Raw genomic sequence first — 17,579 nt, 5'->3', positions numbered from 1 at the left:
GCAAGTGCCTGGAAACAGGGGGATGGCGGCGGGAGGGCCGGCCGCGTTGCCCGCCTGCGCGAAAGGCGCGTCCCAGAAGCGGACACCTTGAGCAGGTGCGCTGGGGGTGAATAGAAACAGTGTCAGGCCGTCTGCCTGCTCGATTCAATTCCCACACACTTTCGAGGAACACCCCGATGCGCTCCACCGCTCTCCGGGCGCGCGCCAGCCTGCTGCTGGCCGCGACCCTGCTGCCGTTCTCCGCCCTGGCCGACGCCCTGTACCTCCAGCTCAAGGACGTGGGCAGCGACGTGGATGCCGCGGGCCTGGCGGCGGCGACCGTGGCGGAGCGGACGCGCTACGGCATCGAGGAGGCGCTGAAGACGTCCTCCACGCAGGCCATCCTGATGGATGCGCGGAATGAGGGCGCGCCGGACCTGACGCTGAGCGCGAAGGTGACGCGGGCCGGGGAGAAGTACCGGCTGACGTATCGGCTGGCCACGACGCATGAGCCCGTGCGCACCAAGACGCTGGCGTACGAGTTCGTCAATCCCAGCCTGAGCGACAAGGGCTCCGTGGCGATGGCGCAGGCGCTGCTGGCGGAGGCCCAGAAGCTGGAGGCCGCGAGCGCGGAGGTGCCGGTGGTGGCGGCGGCGGAGGTGCCGGTGGCCTCCGCGGGGGAGGCGGGCGCTGACGCCAACTGGGAGGGCTATTCGCAGCGGTCGGACGCGCCGGCGGCGGAGGGGATGGGCCAGGACTCGACGGGGCGCGCGCAGGAGGATGAGGCGCCGCGCCGGGGCGGTGGCCGGACGAACCTGGACCTGGGTGTGGCGCTGGGCTTCAACAGCCCTTCGGGCATCTTCGGCGGTGAGCTGGAGTACCGGGTGGCGCCGGTGCTGGGCCTGAACCTGAGCGGCGGCACGGGCGCCTGGGGCTTCCGGGTGGGGCCGGTGGTGCGCCTGTATCCGCTGGGCGAGGTGCGCACGAGCCCGTTCCTGGAGGGAGGCATGAGCTTCAACATGGGCGGCACGTCGACGACCACGCTCACCTTCAACGACGAGACGGAGGAGTTCAGGACGGAGAAGCTGCTCACGCCGGTGGCGACGCTGGCGGTGGGCATGCGTCAGTCGATGGGCCCCATGTACCTGGGGCTGCGCGTGGGCTGGGGCTTCCGCCTGCGTGAGGACAACTGGCGCACGTCGGACAACCGCGACCCGAACTTCCTCGACGACCTGGACATCGCCGCCACCCAGCACGGCGGCTTCCTGGCCAGCGTCACCCTGGGCGTGTCGGTGTTCTGAGCGGTGTTACCTGGAGGGCGCGGGGCCTGGAGTGCCCGCGTCCTGCCAGGAGAGCGGCAGGAACGGTGAGGGCCCGTCGCCCAGCGCATCCAGGGACGTGGCCCCGGGCTCCCCCAGCGTGGAAGGCACACCGGCATCCGCATGCGCTGAAGCATCAGGTTGGCCGTCAATGAGCCGCCGGAGGATCCGGCCGTCCCGGTGGATGGCGTAGCTCGCCCCCGAATCCAGCGCAGGCTGCGTGCGGCCACACGCCCTGGGATCTTCGTCGATGCGAATGAAGATGACGTCGCCTTGCCGGACGACCCGGTACTGCTGGGACTCCCAGCGGCTCCCACAGGACACGGTCGTGTCCTGGGGCGGAAGCAGGTCCCGAGTGGCGACGGTGAGTGCCCGCAGGGTGTCGCCATCCAGCTCGTACACCGTGCCTGCCGCCCCCAGCGAGACAGCGGGTTGCGCGAAGAACGGAGGGAAGGTGATGGGCGTGGGCTGTGGCGTGGAACACGACAGGCTCATGAGCAGCCCTGTCACCCGCAGCACCCGCCGACGCACGGACATGCGCCCAGCGTATCCCGTCCCGGGTAGGCTCGCGCGCCATGCCGGCCTCCCTGCTTGAAGTGTTCCTGGACCATGCCCGTCGTGAGCCCGCGCGCCCGCTGCTCTCCTTCGAGGGAAAGCGCTACACGCGCGGCCAGCTCGCGGAAGCCGTCAGCGCGTTCGCTCGCGGACTCAAGGCCCGGGGGCTCGCTCCCGGGGACCGCGTCGCACTCTTCCTGGAGAACAGTGACGCGTTCGTCATCACCTGGCTCGGCGTCCAGGCCTCGGGCTGCGTCGCCGTGCTCGTCAACACCGCGTACCGGCAGGTGGAGCTGGCCCACATCCTCTCCGACGCGGAGGTGAAGGTCTGCGTCACCGGCACCTCGGGCGCCTCGGAGCTGGCTCCGCTTCGCGACCAGCTGTCGTCGCTGCAATGGCTCATCACCGTGGAGCCGCCCCCTCCGGACCTCCCCGCGTCCCTTCCCACCGTGGCCTTCGACGCCATCGTGGAACAGGGCTCGGCCTCCACCGGGGACCTGCCGCTGCCTCGCGCGGAGGACCTCGCCGTGCTGGGCTACACGTCCGGCACCACCGGCCGCTCCAAGGGCGCCATGCTCCAGCACCGGCAGCTGCTCGCCAACGTGCGCGCCGTCACGGAAGCGTGGCGCTGGACGGACGCGGACCGGCTGCTGCTCACCCTGCCGCTGTTCCACACGCACGGCCTCATGGTGGGCCTCCACGGCACCCTGTTCACCGGCGCCAGCGTGGACCTGCGCCGCCGCTTCGTCGCCTCCGAAGCGCTCACCGCCCTGCACGACGACGCGTCCCTCACCCTCTTCTTCGGCGTGCCCACCATGTACGGCCGCCTCCTGGAGGAGTCCCGCCGCACCGGCGTGACGCCGCACCCCCTGCGCCTGTGGGTCTCCGGCTCCGCCCCCCTGAGCCCCCAGCTGTGCCTGGACATCGAGGCGCGCTTCGGCGCCCGCATCCTGGAGCGCTACGGCATGACCGAGACGCTCATGAACACCACCCAGCCCTATGACGGCGAGCGCCGCCCCGGCACCGTGGGCATGCCCTTCCCCGGCCAGGAGGCCCGCGTCGTGGACGTGCGCTCCCGCCAGCCCCTGCCCCGCGGCGAGACGGGCGAAATCGAGGTCCGCGGCCCCCACGTCTTCACCGGCTACTGGCGCCGCCCGGACGCCACCCAGGACGCCTTCGACGCCGACGGCTGGTTCCGCACCGGCGACCTGGGCGAGTGGGACCCCGACGGATTCCTGCGCATCACCGGCCGGGCCCGGGAGCTCATCATCAGCGGTGGCTTCAACATCTATCCCCGCGAAGTCGAAGAGGTCCTCGCCGCGCACCCCTCCGTCGCCGAGGCCGCCGTGCTGGGCCTGCCCGATAAGGACTTCGGCGAGCAGGTCGTCGCCGTCATCGTCCCCCACCCCGGCGCCCCCACCGACGCCCAGGCCCTGGTGGACTGGTGCCGCGAACGGCTCGCCGCCTTCAAGAAGCCGCGCCGCGTCGTCTTCACCGACGCCCTGCCCCGCAACGCCCTCGGAAAGGTCCAGAAACACGTCCTCAAGGAGCGCCTGGCTGCCTCCTAGGACACATCCGCCGCCATCCACCCAACAGAACCCACATCGTCCACTGGCCGAAATCGCGGGAGGCCCTACCTTCTCCGGCAAGAGAAACCGGAGCCACCGCGTGAAGTCCCACCCAGCCTGCATTCCGACCCATCCGCCCCCGGCCTCCTGGCCCGCGGGAGCGCCGGGCGACGTGCGCGCGGTGGAGGTGGTCCCCGCATGAAGCGGTTGCTCATCGTCGACGACGAGCTCGCCATCGTGGAGGCGCTCGAGGACATCCTGTCCCTGGAGGGGTACGACATCGTCACCGCCTACAACGGCGACGAGGGCCTCCAGCGGCTCCTGGCCTCCAAGCCGGACCTGGTGCTCCTGGACCTGATGATGCCGGTGATGGACGGCGGAGAGCTCTTGCGCCGCATCCGCGCCCATCCGGACCTGCAGGACCTGCCCGTGGTGGTGATGAGCGCGGGCCGCCTCACGGACGAGGAGCGCCGCGCCAGCTCGCACTTCCTGGCCAAGCCCTTCGAGCTGGACGACCTGCTGGGCACCATCGCGAAGCAGCTGCCCTCGGAGGAGCGGCTCCGCGCGTAGCGCGCTCCCGTCAGCCCGGCGTCGCGCGGAAGAGGATGTCCCGGTAGTACTGCAGCTCGCTGATGCTGGAGCGCAGGTCCGCGAGCGCGGTGTGCCCGCTGGGCGGCTTGCGCGGCTCCACCAGCGCCGGGTACCAGGCGCGCACCAGCACCTTGAGGCTGGTCACGTCCACCATGCGGTAGTGCAGGTAGCGGTCCACCATGGGCATGTGGTCGATGAGGAAGCGCCGGTCCGTGTGGATGGAGTTGCCCGCGAGGATGCCCTCGCCCAGGTCGCAGAACTCCGCGATGAAGGACGTCACCTCGCGCTCCGCCACGCGCAGGGACGTGTTCGACGCGCGCACCTTCTCCAGGAGGCCGTTCTTCGTGTGCATGTCGCGCACGACGGGCTCCATGCGCTGGAGCATCTCCTCCGGCTGCCAGATGACGCGCTCGAACTCGCCCAGGGGGCGCAGGTCCGGGCCGGTGACGATGACGCCCACCTCGATGATGCCGCAGGTCTCCGGATCCAGACCCGTCATCTCCAGGTCGAGCCACACCAGGCGGGTGTCACGGGAAGCCATGTCCGAAGAATCCTTGTCGAGAAGGGAGGAGACGTCCCTATAGCAGCCCCAAGCCCCCGCGCACTCACTCCGTGGACGAATCGTCCCGCCGCGTCCGCACGTCCACCTTGGATTCGAGCGTGCGGTGCACCGGGCACAGGTCCGCGATGCGCAGCAGCGTCGCGCGCTGCTCCTCCGTCAGGGGCCCCTCCAGCCGGACGAGCCGCTCCAGCCGGTCCACGCGCCCCACCCGCGACTCGCACTCCGCGCCGTCCTTCGCGTGCACCTTGTCGTGCGACAGGCGCACCCGCACCCGCGTGAGGGGCCAGCCCTGACGGTCCGCGTACATGCGCACCGTCATGGACGTGCACGCGCCCAGCGCCGCCGCCAGCAGGCCGTACGGCGTGGGCCCGGAGTCCTGTCCTCCCAGCGCCAGCGGTTCGTCCGCGCGCAGCCAGTGCGGCCCCACGCGGATGTCCTGGGCCAGCCCTCCCTCGGACGCCTCGCGCACCTCCACCTCCCCTTCCGGCAGGGGCTCCGCGCGCTCGCGCAGGGCGGCGATGTGCCGCACGGCCCACGGGCCCAGCACGTCCGCCGCGAAGCCCGCGTCCGCCGGGCGGGAGAGGAAGTGGTCCGCCCCGTCCAGCATCACGAGGCTCGCGGGCCGCCGCGCGCACGTGGCCAGCCGGCGCGCGTTGTCCAGGCCCACGTAGCGGTCCTCCGGCGCGTGCATCACCAGCAGCGCGCCCGGGAACGCGCCCAGCGCCTTCGACACCGCGCCGGCGTCGATGGCCGCGAGGAAGCCGCGCTGGAGCTTCAGCCGGCCGGGCTTCAGGTGCAGCTCGCCCTCGCCGGCCTCGCGCTCCCGGGGAGGCAGGAGCGCGAGCACGTCCTTCGCGCCCGCGGGGGCGTTCACCAGCGCGACGGCCGCCACGTCCGGCAGCCGGGGCAGCGCCGCCGCCACCGCCGTGCCGCCCAGGCTGTGCCCCACGAGCAGCCGGGGCGCGGGCGCGCGCGAGGAGAGCCACGCCGACGCGGCCACCACCGTGTCCACGCTGGGGAGCGTGTCCGGGTGCTCGGCCGCCGGGAGGCCCAGGGGCACTTGCGTGAAGTCCAGCCGCAGCACGGCGAAGCCCCGCGACACCAGCGCGCGCGCCAGCGCCTCCGGCCCGGGCGAGCGGCCCAGGCACGCGAAGCACGACACCAGCACCGCGCTCGCCGCGGGCGCGCCGGGCGGCAACTCCAGCCGTCCCGCGCCGCCCGGGAACTGGACCTCCCGCACGGGCATCTAGAAGTCCACCAGCGCCTCGGCGATCCACACGCCCTCGGGCCCCTGGCGCACGGAGACCCCGGTGAGCGATGCGCCCGTCACCGCCACGTGGAGGCCGTGGCGCGCCTGCCCCGAGCGCTCGCCGAAGCCGTGGCCGAAGAGGTTCAGCCCGTCCAGGCGCACCACGAAGCACTGGAAGCGCAGGCGCCGTCCGGCCATCGCGCCCACCACCGCCCGCAGCCAGTCCGCGAGCAGCTGGTCATGGTCCGCGGACTGGCAGGCCACCTCCAGCTCCTCGTGCGCATCCACGCTCCGGGGGTCCGTCACCAGCGCGGAGAGCCCGAGCGCCGCCATCTCGAAGGCCTGCTCCATGGAGCGGCCCACGCCCCGCACCCCGAGCAGCTCCTCGTGGGTGAAGTGCTCCCAGTGCGTCCGGGGCCTGCGGTCTTCCGCATGCACGGTTTCAACGTCCATACGTCCTCCTCGTGTCCTCGTCGTTCCCTGCTTCCGCTCCCGCGCCGGGCCCTGTGAGCGGCCCGTCAGAACCACCACCCGCCCGCCACGTCCGGCGCCACGCTCCCGGTCCGCGCGGGGCCGCCCTCCCGGGCGCGCATGAGCCAGCGCCGCAGGTCGTCCTGGTTGAGCGCGGGGAAGGCGTCGTAGGCGTCGGAGACCTCGCGCAGCGCGGGGTCCAGCGTCAGCGCGTGCACCGCGTCCGCGCGGCCCCGGGCGAGCTCCAGCGCGCGCGGCGTCGCCACGCCCACCGCCACGACGCTCTGGCGCACGCCCTGCTGCCGCAGCCCCAGGAGCGCCGCGGCCACGGTGGCGCCCGTCACCATCCCGTCATCCACCAGCAGCACCGTGCACCCGCGGATGCGCGGCGTGAGGCCGCCCCGCAGCTGGCGGGCCTGCCGCTCCACGTCGTCCACCTCGTCGTGCACCAGGCGCTGGAGCAGCTCCCCCGGCACCTTCGCCTGGTGCGCGGCCTGGGGGTCCAGATACAGCCCGCCCCCTTCGGTCACCGCGCCCAGCGTGAGGCGGCTGCCTGGCACGTGCAGCCGGCGCGCGACCCACAGGTCCAGGGGCTTCTCCAGCGCCCGGGCCACCTCGTACGCCACGCGCAGCCCCCCGCGCGTCAGCCCCAGCACGCACACGTCCCCGGAGCGGTAGGGCGTCAGCACCCCCGCGAGCTTCTGCCCCGCCTCCGCCCTGTCCCGGAAACGCATCGGAAAGCCTCCCATCCCCCGACAAGGTGCTCTTCCCTCCGGAGCGCGGCGGCGGAGGCGCGGACAGTGGCTCAGCTGGCGGGATGCCCGGGAGGCCAGGGCACCGCGAGCGAATCCCGCGCTAGGGTGTGGCCTCATGACGCCATTCGCCCTCGTCGTCGGCAGTGCCAGTCCCCACCTCGGCCGTGCGCTCGCCCAGGCGTCCGGCGCGGCCCCCGTGGGGGTGAAGATGGAGCGCTTCCCGGATGGAGAACTGCACATCGAGGTGCCCCCGGAGGAGGTGCGCGGCCGCCGCGTCGTCCTCCTCCAGTCCTCCACCCCGCCCGTGGGGGAGCACCTGCTGGAGCTGCTCCTGCTCGCGGACGCGTGCTGGCGGGCGGGCGCGGCGTCGATGGAGGCGGTGATTCCCTATGTCGGCTACGCGCGCCAGGACCGGCGGGCCCGGGCCGGCGAGCCCCTGGGCGGCCGGCTGGTGGCCGACATGTTGTCCCACGGACGCTTCACGCGCGTCTTCACCGTGGACCTGCACAACCCGGCCCTGGAGGGCTGCTTCGGCGCTCCGCTGGAGCACCTGTCCGCGCTGCCGCTGCTGGCGGACGCGCTGCGCCCCCACGTCACCGACACCACCGTGGTGGTGGCGCCGGACCTGGGCGCGGTGAAGCGGGCGGAGGCGCTGGCGAAGCTGCTCGGCCGCCCGTGGGCGGTGGTGCACAAGGCGCGGCTGAGCGGCAACGACGTGGAGACGCTGGGCCTGCTGGGCCAGGTGCGCGGCATGCGCCCCATCCTGGTGGACGACATGGTGTCCACCGGCGGCACGCTGGCGGCGGCGGCGAAGGAGCTCAAGGGCGAGGGCTGCGTGGACGACTTCATCCTCGCCACCACGCACGCCCTGCTGGTGGGCCCCGCGCTGGAGCGCCTGCACGGCGTGCCCGTGAAGCGGCTGGTCAGCACGGACAGTGTGGAACCGCGCCAGGGCCTGCCCTTTCCCCACCAGGTGGTGACGCTGGCCCCGCTGCTCTTGCGCGCACTGCGGCCCGACGCGCGTTAGGCTGCCCGGCCATGTCCGACACGCTTCTGACGCAGCTCGACGCGGGGGTCTTCTCCGTCACCTTCAACCGGCCGGAGAAGAAGAACGCCTTCACCCACGCCATGTACGAGGCCGCCACCGCCGCCCTCCTGGAGGCGGACCGCCGCGACGACGTGCGGGTGGTGCTCCTGTCCGGCGCGGGCGGCGCGTTCACGGCGGGCAACGACATTGGCGACTTCCTGGAGCACCCGCCCACGGGCGAGGACAGCGCGGTGTTCCGCTACCTGCGCGCGCTGGCGGGCATGGCCAGGCCGGTGCTCGCGGCGGTGGAGGGCGCGGCGGTGGGCATCGGCACCACGATGCTCCTGCACTGTGACTACGTGGTGGCCGGGGAGAAGGCGCGCTTCAGCATGCCCTTCGTCAACCTGGGCCTGTGCGCGGAGGGCGCCAGCAGCCTGCTGCTCCCGCGCGCGGCGGGCTTCGCGCTGGCGTCGGAGCTGCTGCTGTTCGGTGACCCCTTCGACGCGGCCACCGCGCTGCGCGCCGGCATCATCAACAAGGCCGTCCCGGAGGCGCAGCTGAAGGACGTGGCCACCGAGCGCGCCCGCGCCCTGGCCCAGCGTCCCGCCGAAGCGCTGAAGGTGACCAAGGCGCTCATCCGCGGCCCCCTGCGTGAGCAGGTGGAGGCCGCCCTCAAGCGCGAGGGCGCCGAGTTCGTCCAGCGCCTGGCCTCCGACGAGGCCAAGGAAGCCTTCATGTCCTTCATGTCGCGCGGCCGGAAGTAGTCCCCGTCCCCTTCACGACGAAGGCCTCACCACCACCGGGTCCGCGTGCACGTGCGCGCGGACCCGGCGTCGTTTCATGCGCCCTACCGGGGCGCGGGCGGCGCCTGCGGCGTCTTCGGCTTGCCGGTCAGGAACGCCCCGATGCTCGCGCCCTGGGCCTCCTTCAGCGCGATGCACTGGTCCACGATCTCCAGCACCTGGCGCAGCACGCGCTCGGAGCCGGGCTCCTTGTCCGCGCGCGGCTCGAAGAAGGCGGCCACCTCCTGGCGCTTGCCCGCGTCGCAGTAGCCGGCGGCCATGTACGGCAGCCGCGAGCCCATGCCCTCCGGCATCAGGCCCGGCTTGTCGCCGGTGCCCACCAGCGTGTCGTAGTGCGCCTTCACGAACTCCACCGCGGTGTCACGGGTGCGGGGGTCGCGCGACGCGCCGAAGAGCAGCCACAGGTTCTCCCGCATGTCCTGCTTCGGGTCGAGCAGCAGCTCCAGGTTCGCCTTCACGAGCTTCGGATCCGTCACGTGGGACAGGCCGCCCAGCAGCTGCTGGCGCTGGTAGCGGTCCTTCTCCCCGCGCAGGGCCTCCAGCAGCTTCGCGTGCAGGGCCGCGTCCCCGTGCTCCACCGCGATGGAGAGCACCGCGCCCACCACGTCCGGCGCCACGGCCTTGCGGTCCTTGAGCCACTGGTCCGCCAGCGTGCGCGCCTCCGCGACGAGCTTCGGGTCGTTGCCCTCGTTGCCGGCCAGCTCCAGCAGGCGCGGGCGCAAGAGGCGCAGGTCCTCGCTCTCACCGGGGCGCGGCTTGAAGCCCAGCTTGCGCGCGCGCGGCCCGAAGGTGTCCCGGACGTAGCGGGCGCGGTCCGCGTCCTGCGCCTCCGGGATGAGCCGCGACGACACCAGGTCCATCAGCTCCAGGCCCGCCTCCAGCACCTGCCGGTCCGGGTCCTCCGCCACGCCCGTGAGCAGCGGCAGGGCCTCCGCGGCGGGCATGAGCCCCGCCTGCGCCAGCGCCAGCGAGTCGCTCAAGAGCACCACGCGCTCCGCGCGGGACAGCTTCGTCAGGCCGGACTTCATCAGCTTCGCGCGCGTGTCGTCGGCCAGCCGCATGCGGTAGTAGCCCGCGCCGTCCGCGTTGGGGAACACCCACGCCGGGCACGCCTTGGCCTCCGGCAGCGGCACTTCCGCCTTCGCCTCCGTCATCAGCGTGCACGCGGTGGCCTCCTTGCCGGCGCCCGGGTACTTCACGCACACCGGCACCTTCCAGGACTGCGCCTCCGGGGCCTTGGAGCCCAGGCGCACGTAGCGCTGCTGGGTGAGGGCCACGCGCGGCTTGCCGCCGTCGCACAGCAGGGTGGCGGTGATGAAGGGCGCGCCCGTCTGGTCCAGGAAGCTGTTCATCACCTCGGCCACGTCCTTGCCGGACTCCTGCGACAGCGCGTCCAGGAAGTCCTTCGCGGTGGCGTTCTTCCCCGCGTGCGCGCGGATGTAGCGCTGGATGCCCTTCTGGAAGACGTCGCGTCCCAGCCACGTCTCCGCCATGGCCAGCACCGCGCTGCCCTTGCCGTAGGTGATGCCGTCGAAGGCGTTCCGGATGTCACCCGCGTCCTGGATGGGCTGGCGGATGAAGCGCGCGGCCACCAGGCTGTCCGCGTCCAGCGCGCTGTTGCGCTCCTGCACGCGCTCCACCGGCGCGTCCCAGGTGGGCTGGTACGACTCCACGATGCGCGGGGTCATCCACGAGGCGAAGGACTCGTTGAGCCACAGGTCGTCCCACCACGCCATCGTCACGAGGTCGCCGAACCACTGGTGCGCCAGCTCGTGCACCTGCACGTTCGCGAACGCGCGCTGGCGGCCCACGGAGTCCTCCTCCGGCTTCGCCAGGATGAGGCGCGAGTTGAACGTCACGAGGCCCGGGTTCTCCATGGCCCCGCCCATGAGCGGCACCGCGAGTACGTCCAGCTTCTCGTACGCGTACGGGATGCCGAAGTACGTCTCCAGGCGCTCCAGGATGTCGGGCGTCACCTTGGCGGCCCACGCGCCTTCATTCGCCCGGCCGCGCGGCGTGATGATGCGCGTCTTCACCTGCTTCTGCCCCGCGTCGCGCGCGGGCAGGAAGTCGAACGGGCCCACGCCGAAGGCGATGAGGTAGCTGGGCAGGGGCTGCGTGGGCGCGAAGCGGTAGATGTGCCAGCCGTCCGCGCCCTTCTCGTCCGCCAGCTGCGGCGTGTTGGTGACGGCCACGTTGCCTTCCGGCACGTGGAAGGTGAGCTGCCACGGCACCTTGAAGCCGGGCTCGTCGAAGGACGGGAAGGCGCGGCGGGCGCTCAGCGGCTCGAACTGCGTGTAGATGTACCAGTCGCCGCCCTCGTTGACGCGGAAGGCGCCGGACGTCTCGCGCTCGGACGCGGTGCCCGTGTACGTGAGGTGCAGCTTCGCGCCGCCCACCGCCAGGGGCTTGTCCAGCGTCAGGCCGAGGAAGTCCTCGCCGGCGGAGGTGGCCTTGAGCGTCTGGGTGACGCCCCCCTGCTCCAGCGTGGCCTCCTTCACGATGAGGCCCTTGCCGTGCATCCAGATGACGTTCGTGGCCTTGGCCACCTCCAGCATGACGTCGACGGTGCCTTCGAAGGCGTCCGCCTTGGGGTCCATCTTCAGCACGATGGCGTACTTGGTGGGCCGCACGTCCTCCGGCAGCCGCAGCTTGGGGGGCGTGGGTGCGGCGGCAGCGCCAGGCCCGGAGACGGCGGGCGGCGTTTCAACGGCACCAGGAGCGGGAGCGTTACCCTGACGGGCACCGCATGCCGCAAGGAAGGTTGCGGTGGCCAGGGCCACCGGACGGAGCAGGTTGGGCATGGCCGCGCAGTGTGGACCAGAGCAGCCGGGCAGGGTAGCGACGAGCGAGCGGCGCGTGGCCTTGCTGTCAGGTCGTGTTCGCGATGGAGTGCGCCGCCGTGTCCGCTCCCCTCTCCTCGCATCCGCTGCCATCGCAAACGAACACCCCTCCCGAGGGGAAAAGGCCTCCAGAGCACCTGCGCCGCATCATCGGGTCGCCGCCGGGCCCCGTCGTGGCGTTCCTGACGCGGGGCGTCTGGGCGCTGCTCACGTGGCTGTCACCGGCGGCGCGGGATGCGCTGGCTCGCTTCGTCGCGAGCCTGGCCTACACGCTGGGCATCCGCCGGAAGGTGGCGCTGGACAACCTGGCGCAGGCGCTGCCGGAGAAGAGCGAGGCGGAGCGCCGCGACATCGCGCGTGGCGCGTACCTCACCATGGCGCGCGTGGTGGTGGAGTCGCTGCCGTCCGGGGACCGGATGACGCCGGACTGGGACCAGCAGGGCATCGTGGGCGAGGAGGCGTTCGCGGCGCTCAAGGCGCACGTGGCCACGGGCAAGGGCGCGCTGCTGGTGACGGCGCACTTCGGCAACTGGGAGCTGGTGGGCCAGATGCTGATCCGCTGGGGCATCCCGCTCAACGCGCTGGTGCGTCCGCTCAAGGGCGCGCTGAACACGCGCATCGCGGTGAACCGGCTGGGCGCGGGCGCGGGGCTCATCTACCCGAAGGGCGCGATCCAGGAGATTACCGACGCGGTGAACCGCGGCGAGTCCGCGTACATGCTGCTGGACCAGGCGCTGCCCGCGAAGTCCGCGGTGTTCGTGCCCTTCTTCGGCCGGCTCGCGTCCACGACGCCCGCCATGGCGGTGGCCGCCGAGCGCACGGGCGTGCCGGTGTTCGTGGTGATGGGCGTGCGGCCTCCGGGCCCGGGCGCGAGATACAAGCTGGAGGTGGAAGGCCCCATCCTCCCGCCGAAGCCCGGCGAGTGCGCGGACCCCATCACCGAGCACACCGCGCGCGTGACGGCGGCGATGGAGCGCGCCATCCGCCGGCATCCGGAGCAGTGGCTGTGGCTGCACCGCCGCTGGAAGGTGCAGCCTCCGGCGGTCGTGACGGCGCCGTCGCCGGGCCTGACGGAAGGCCCGAAGTAGCGCGCTACTCCACGACGACGCGGCGCAGGTGCGCGCCCAGGCGGGTCACCAGCTCGTAGTGGATGGTCTGCGCCCAGCCGGCCAGGGACTCGGCGGACACGGACTCTTCTCCGTCGCGGCCCAGGAGCGTGGCCGTCACCGGGCGCTCGTCGGACGTGGCGCGCGTCACGTCCACCATCAGGTGGTTCATCATCACGCGGCCCAGCACCGCGCACCGCCGCCCGTTCACCAGCACGTGCGCCTTGCCGGACGCGAGGCGCGGATAGCCGTCGTAGTAGCCCACCGGCAATACGGCGAGGCGCGTGGGCTCCGGGCAGCGGTACGTGCAGCCGTAGCCCACGTACGCGCCCGCCGGCAGCCACTTCACCACCTGGCTCCTGCACCGCCACGACAGCACCGGCTTGAGCACCGGCAGCTCCCCCAGCACCAGCCGCGCCGACAGCCGCGTCTCCGGCGAGGGCCACAGCCCGTACAGCGAGATGCCCACCCGCGCCGCCTCGTAGCGCGCGCGGGGCAGCACCAGCGCCGCGGCGCTCGCGGCGATGTGCCGCTGCAGCGGCTTCGCGGGCTGGAGCTGCGCGGTCAGGTGGCGCAGCGCCGTCTCGAACGCGTCCAGCTGCGCCAGCGCGTACCCCTGCTCCGTCACGTCCTCCGTGTTGGCGAAGTGGCTGAGCACGCCCACCGGCTCGAACACGTCCGGCGCGTCCGCGAGGAACGCCGTCTCGCGCGGGAGCTGATCCAACGTGAAGCCCTCGCGGCCCAGCCCCGTGTCGATGTGCACGTGCACGCGCAGGGGGCGCGTCAGCTTCGCCGCGCGCAAGGCCGGCACCGCGTCCGCCCAGGAGCGGTCCGCCACCACCACGTCGATGCCCTCGCGCGCCAGCACGACGGCCTCCTCCGGAGCCACCGCGCCCAGCACCACCACCTGCCGCGCGGGCAGGCCGTGCGCGGACTCGTGCGCGCGCACCGTGAGCGCGTCCTGCGGGGCGATGAAGTAGAGGACGTCCACGCCCGCGTGCACCAGGGGCAGCACCTGCTGAAGCCCGTGGCCGTAGGCGTTGCCCTTGAGCACCGCGCCCAGCGCCCGGGGCGTGGGGCCGGAGGACTCCAGCGCGCGGAACGCCGCCACGTTGTGCCTCAAGTGGGACGCGCTCACCTCCAGCCACGAGGAGTACACCGCGTCACCGGGCCCGACTCCGAGCCCACCACCGAGCCCACCACCGACTCCATCCACGTTCACACCTCCGCACCAGCCAACGTCCCCTGCCGCCTCGCCTCTACCAGCAAAGCGCAGGCCATGGGCGGCCGTGGCCGGAGGGCCACAGGGGGCTGGATGCCGCTCGGGCGGACGAGGGTGGCAAGGGGGGAGCCCCGCACGGCCGGGCGGGCGTGCTCGGGTGGACACGCGCGGCCCGGAGCGTGTCCCGGGGGACACCTGACGGGTGGGACTTCGTGCGCGACATGACGGGTGACCCGGCGGCGCGACAGGGGCCGGTGGTAATGTCCCCTATCGTGGCATCCCCGGAATTGCCCCTAGCCCAGGCCTTCATGACCGCCCGAGGAAAGACGGAGGCGGCAGGCGCCCTCTCCGTCCTCCAGGAGCGGCTGGCCCAGGCCCTGGACGCGGCCCGGCAGTCCTGGCCGGGCATCCCGCTGGAGGGCCCGCGCTTCGCGGCGCACCTGGCGCGGCTGGTGCCCGCGGACGGCCACGAGGAGGCCTGGGGCAGGCTGCACATGGCGGACGTGTACCTGGCCCGGGCGGCGGCGGACGGGCTGCCCTCGGCGCTGGCCACGTTCGAGGAGCGCCTGATGCCGGAGGTGGACGCGGCGGTGGCGCGGCTGAAGCTGCCCCCGGCGGGGCTGGACGAGGTCCGCCAGGCGCTGCGGCAGCGGATGCTGGTGGGCAGCGCGGAGGCCCCGGCGCGGCTGGCGGCGTACCCGGGCACGGGGCCGCTCGCGGGCTGGGTGCGCGCGGCGGCGCTGTGGCTGGCGCTGGACTGGCAGCGCCAGCGCTCGGGGCAGGCGCACTCGGAGGACGGCGACCTGTCCATGCTGGTGGCGCCCGGCGACGACCCGGAGCTGGCGTACCTCAAGCAGACGTACCGCGCGGAGTTCACCGCGTCCTTCCAGGCGGCGCTGGCGGCCCTCTCCGCCCGGCAGCGCAACTTCCTGCGGCTGAAGTACCTGGACGGGCTGGGCATCGACCAGCTGGGGGCGCTCTACGGCGTGCACCGCTCCACGGCGGCGCGGTGGGTGGTGGGCGCGCAGGAGGAGCTGCTGGACGGGACGCGGCAGCGGCTGACGGAGCGGCTGCGGCTGACGCGCTCGCAGCTGGACAGCGTGCTGCGGCTCATCTCCAGCCAGCTGGACGTGAGCCTGAGCCGGCTCTTGCGCACGAAGGCCGAGTAGTAACGCGGCGCGCGAGCGCCCGTCCTCACGCGAGGCGCCCGAGAATCCGGGCAGGGCATTCGTGGACAGTGCGTTAAAGAGGAGGGAGATGCGAACGCTCTTCATCGGAGATGTGCACGGCTGTTCCGCCGAGCTGGACGCGCTCCTGAAGGCGTGTGACTGGAAGCCCGGCGACCGGGTGGTGCTGGTGGGCGACCTGGTGGCGAAGGGGCCGGACTCCGCGGGCGTGGTGCGGCGGGCGCGCGAGCACGGCTTCCATGCGGTGAAGGGCAACCACGACGCGCACGTGCTGCGCTGGCACGGGGGACACGCGGCGAAGGGCAAGAAGCTCAAGCCGGAGCACCGCCAGGTGCTGGACACGCTGGCGTCCGAGGACTGGGCCTGGATGGAGAAGCTGCCCTCCTATCTCCACTTCCCGGACCTCAACGCGCTGGCGGTGCACGCGGGGCTGGTGCCGGGGGTGCCGCTGACGGAGCAGAAGGAGGAGTTCCTCTTCAACCTGCGCAGCATCGCGGCGGACGGGACGCCGTCGAAGCGGCTGGAGGCGGGCGCGCCCTGGGGCAGCCTGTGGCAGGGCCCGGAGCTGGTCATCTTCGGCCACGACGCCATGCGCGGCCTGCAGAAGCACCCGTTCGCGGTGGGGCTGGACTCCGGCTGCGTCTACGGCGGCAAGCTCACCGCGTACGTCCTGCCGGAGGGCCGGTTCTACTCCGTGCCGGCGGCCCGCGCGTACATGGCGCTGTAGGCGCGGGCCGTGCGCCGGGGCTCAGGGCTTCGCGCCCAGCGTCTTCACGGCCTCCAGCGCGCTCGCGTTCTTCGGATCCGCCTTGAGCAGCTTCTGGTACACGGCGAGCGCCTCCGCCTTCTTGCCGGCCTTCATGTAGGCCATCCCCAGGCCGTCCTGCGCCTCCACGTCCTCTGGGAAGAGGGCCGCGTTCTCCTGGAAGACCTTCAGGCCGTCCTCCACCTTCCCGGACATGAACAACCCGTAGCCCACGTGGTTGAGCACCCGCGACGTCAGGCCCTCGCCCTTCGCCTTCCGCGCCCAGGCGATGACCGCGTCCGCGCCCTTCACGCGTGAGAGCAGGTCCGCCGTCATCACCGGCGACCTCAGGTGGTCCGGCAGGGGCGGCCAGCCGTACTCCGTGACGATGCTCGCGATGAGCCGCTCGAAGAGCAGCACGCCGTTGTCCGAGTTGGCCATCAGCACAACGCCGCTCCCCTTGTCCCCCAGCGTCATCACCGTGGCGGTGAACCCGTCGTTCCACCCGCCGTGCCCGAAGCGCTCCGGCCCGTCCTCCAGCATGAAGCCCAGCCCGTATGGCCCGGACTGCTTCGTGAGCATCTGCCGCGTCATCGCCTGCGACAGCACGCGCTTCGACTTGCCGGCCTTCGCCTTCGCCACCTCCAGCTGGAGGAGCGCCAGGTCGGACGGCGTCGTCCAGAGCCCCGCGGGCGCCAGCTCCGGGTAGACCTTCCAGCGGCCCTCCACGGACTCACCGCCCGCGCGCGTGCCCGCGGCCGTGCGCGCCGCGAGCGCCGGGGGCAGCGGCTGCTCGAACGTGCTGTGCTTCATCCCCACCGGGTCCAGCACGGCTTCCTTCATGAGCTGGGGGAAGGGCTTCTTCGTCAGGTCCGTCAGCAGCTGCTGGACGACGACGTAGCCGCCGCCGCTGTAGCGGTTCTCCGTGCCCGGCACCGTGTCCACGCGCACGGCCTCCGTGTTCGCGGGCTTCTCGCCGTTGAGGATTTGCGGGAGCGTGGGGAGCGGCTCGCCCACGCCGTAGCCGGGGAAGCCGTGCACGGTGAGCCCCGCGCCGTGGCTGAGCAGCCGGCGCAGCGTCACCTTCTGCTCGCGCGTGAAGTCGTTGTCGGGGACCTTCCAGGACTTCAGCGCGTCGTTGACGTTCGCATCGAGCGACACCCGGCCCTGCTCCACGGCGCGCAGCGCGGCCATCGCCGTCACCGGCTTGCTCACGGACGCGGCCTGGAACAGCGTCTCCAGCGTGACGGGCTCCTTGCCCCCCGCCTGCGTCACGCCATACGTCTTGCTCCACACGAGCGCGTTCCGGTCATACACCGCCAGGCTCAGGCCGGGGATGCGGTACAGGTCCATCCAGCGCTGCACGGAGAGGGCCTGCGGCTTCTCCCCTGGCAGCACCAGCGGCGCGAGGCTCGCCTCCACCCGCGCGATGCGGGCGGACTCGGCGGGCCGCGCCGTCCACTGCGTGCCGGGCGGCGGGGCGGCCCTGGGTGCGTCGGCCGCCGTGAGCAGGGCGAGCGCCGTACAGCCCAGGAAACACACCGGGACGAAGCGAGGGACGGCTTGGGGCATGACGGACTCCGGGGTTGACCCGCGG

Annotated in this window: 16 protein-coding genes; 8 read left to right on the top strand and 8 right to left on the bottom strand. The window is 72.6% G+C overall.

The genetic code is table 11. The annotated features are described in order from the left end of the window. The first annotated feature begins 176 nt into the window (after positions 1 to 176). Complete coding sequence (locus NR792_RS28590; protein WP_375755868.1) at positions 177 to 1,280, top strand: hypothetical protein; 1,104 nt, start codon at positions 177 to 179, stop codon at positions 1,278 to 1,280. Positions 1,281 to 1,286: 6 nt separating this feature from the next. On the opposite strand, the gene NR792_RS28585 is transcribed toward NR792_RS28590, so the two are convergent. Next, a complete protein-coding gene (locus tag NR792_RS28585) occupies positions 1,287 to 1,835 on the bottom strand; it encodes a hypothetical protein (protein ID WP_375755867.1) in 549 nt (182 codons plus the stop codon). 38 nt (positions 1,836 to 1,873) lie between these two features. Between NR792_RS28585 and NR792_RS28580 the strand changes: the two genes are divergently transcribed. Together NR792_RS28580 and NR792_RS28575 are read left to right on the top strand one after the other, a co-directional pair. Next, complete coding sequence (locus NR792_RS28580; RefSeq protein ID WP_375755866.1) at positions 1,874 to 3,421, top strand: class I adenylate-forming enzyme family protein; 1,548 nt, start codon at positions 1,874 to 1,876, stop codon at positions 3,419 to 3,421. A gap of 198 nt (positions 3,422 to 3,619) precedes the next feature. Further along, positions 3,620 to 3,991, top strand: a complete 372-nt coding sequence (locus tag NR792_RS28575) for a response regulator (protein ID WP_375755865.1) — start codon at positions 3,620 to 3,622, stop codon at positions 3,989 to 3,991. Positions 3,992 to 4,001: 10 nt separating this feature from the next. Here NR792_RS28575 and orn read toward each other — a convergent pair whose 3' ends face one another. The 4 genes from orn to NR792_RS28555 all read right to left on the bottom strand — a co-directional run bounded on the left by orn (position 4,002) and on the right by NR792_RS28555 (position 7,028). After that, positions 4,002 to 4,553, bottom strand: coding sequence for an oligoribonuclease (orn, locus tag NR792_RS28570; RefSeq protein WP_171413422.1), 552 nt, complete (start codon positions 4,551 to 4,553; stop codon positions 4,002 to 4,004). 64 nt (positions 4,554 to 4,617) lie between these two features. Next, on the bottom strand, positions 4,618 to 5,820 hold the full coding sequence (locus tag NR792_RS28565; RefSeq protein WP_375755864.1) for an OsmC family protein: 1,203 nt from the start codon (positions 5,818 to 5,820) through the stop codon (positions 4,618 to 4,620). After that, positions 5,821 to 6,276: an archease gene (locus NR792_RS28560; RefSeq protein ID WP_375755863.1), complete on the bottom strand. Its 456-nt coding sequence runs from the start codon at positions 6,274 to 6,276 to the stop codon at positions 5,821 to 5,823. Positions 6,277 to 6,341: 65 nt separating this feature from the next. Then, positions 6,342 to 7,028 carry a phosphoribosyltransferase gene (locus tag NR792_RS28555; protein ID WP_375755862.1) on the bottom strand — a complete coding sequence of 229 codons (687 nt, stop codon included), beginning with the start codon at positions 7,026 to 7,028 and terminating at the stop codon, positions 6,342 to 6,344. 136 nt (positions 7,029 to 7,164) lie between these two features. Here NR792_RS28555 and NR792_RS28550 point away from each other — a divergent pair, with 136 nt between their 5' ends. Together NR792_RS28550 and NR792_RS28545 are read left to right on the top strand one after the other, a co-directional pair. Then, positions 7,165 to 8,076 carry a ribose-phosphate diphosphokinase gene (locus NR792_RS28550; protein ID WP_375755861.1) on the top strand — a complete coding sequence of 304 codons (912 nt, stop codon included), beginning with the start codon at positions 7,165 to 7,167 and terminating at the stop codon, positions 8,074 to 8,076. An 11-nt stretch (positions 8,077 to 8,087) separates the two neighbouring features. Beyond that, positions 8,088 to 8,840 carry an enoyl-CoA hydratase gene (locus NR792_RS28545; protein ID WP_375755860.1) on the top strand — a complete coding sequence of 251 codons (753 nt, stop codon included), beginning with the start codon at positions 8,088 to 8,090 and terminating at the stop codon, positions 8,838 to 8,840. 83 nt (positions 8,841 to 8,923) lie between these two features. Here NR792_RS28545 and NR792_RS28540 read toward each other — a convergent pair whose 3' ends face one another. Beyond that, on the bottom strand, positions 8,924 to 11,512 hold the full coding sequence (locus NR792_RS28540) for a M1 family metallopeptidase (RefSeq protein ID WP_375755859.1): 2,589 nt from the start codon (positions 11,510 to 11,512) through the stop codon (positions 8,924 to 8,926). A 269-nt stretch (positions 11,513 to 11,781) separates the two neighbouring features. On the opposite strand from NR792_RS28540, the gene NR792_RS28535 reads away from it, so the two are divergent. Continuing rightward, positions 11,782 to 12,810, top strand: coding sequence for a lysophospholipid acyltransferase family protein (locus NR792_RS28535; RefSeq protein ID WP_375755858.1), 1,029 nt, complete (start codon positions 11,782 to 11,784; stop codon positions 12,808 to 12,810). 4 nt (positions 12,811 to 12,814) lie between these two features. Here the strand turns inward: NR792_RS28535 and alr are convergent, their stop codons facing one another. After that, positions 12,815 to 14,044, bottom strand: coding sequence for an alanine racemase (alr, locus tag NR792_RS28530; protein ID WP_375755857.1), 1,230 nt, complete (start codon positions 14,042 to 14,044; stop codon positions 12,815 to 12,817). 314 nt (positions 14,045 to 14,358) lie between these two features. Here alr and NR792_RS28525 point away from each other — a divergent pair, with 314 nt between their 5' ends. Beyond that, entirely contained in the window at positions 14,359 to 15,219 is an 861-nt protein-coding gene (locus tag NR792_RS28525) for a transcriptional regulator (RefSeq protein WP_375755856.1), read from the top strand. An 88-nt stretch (positions 15,220 to 15,307) separates the two neighbouring features. Continuing rightward, entirely contained in the window at positions 15,308 to 15,964 is a 657-nt protein-coding gene (locus tag NR792_RS28520) for a metallophosphoesterase (protein ID WP_375755855.1), read from the top strand. 21 nt (positions 15,965 to 15,985) lie between these two features. Here NR792_RS28520 and NR792_RS28515 read toward each other — a convergent pair whose 3' ends face one another. Next, entirely contained in the window at positions 15,986 to 17,554 is a 1,569-nt protein-coding gene (locus NR792_RS28515; protein WP_375755854.1) for a serine hydrolase, read from the bottom strand. Positions 17,555 to 17,579: the final 25 nt, after the last annotated feature.

This window comes from Corallococcus exercitus (genome assembly GCF_042231735.1).
In the GTDB taxonomy this organism is placed as follows: Bacteria; Myxococcota; Myxococcia; order Myxococcales; family Myxococcaceae; genus Corallococcus; species Corallococcus exercitus_B.
The sequence above is the reverse complement of the archived record's forward strand: the minus strand, read 5'-3'. Positions and strand labels throughout refer to the sequence as shown.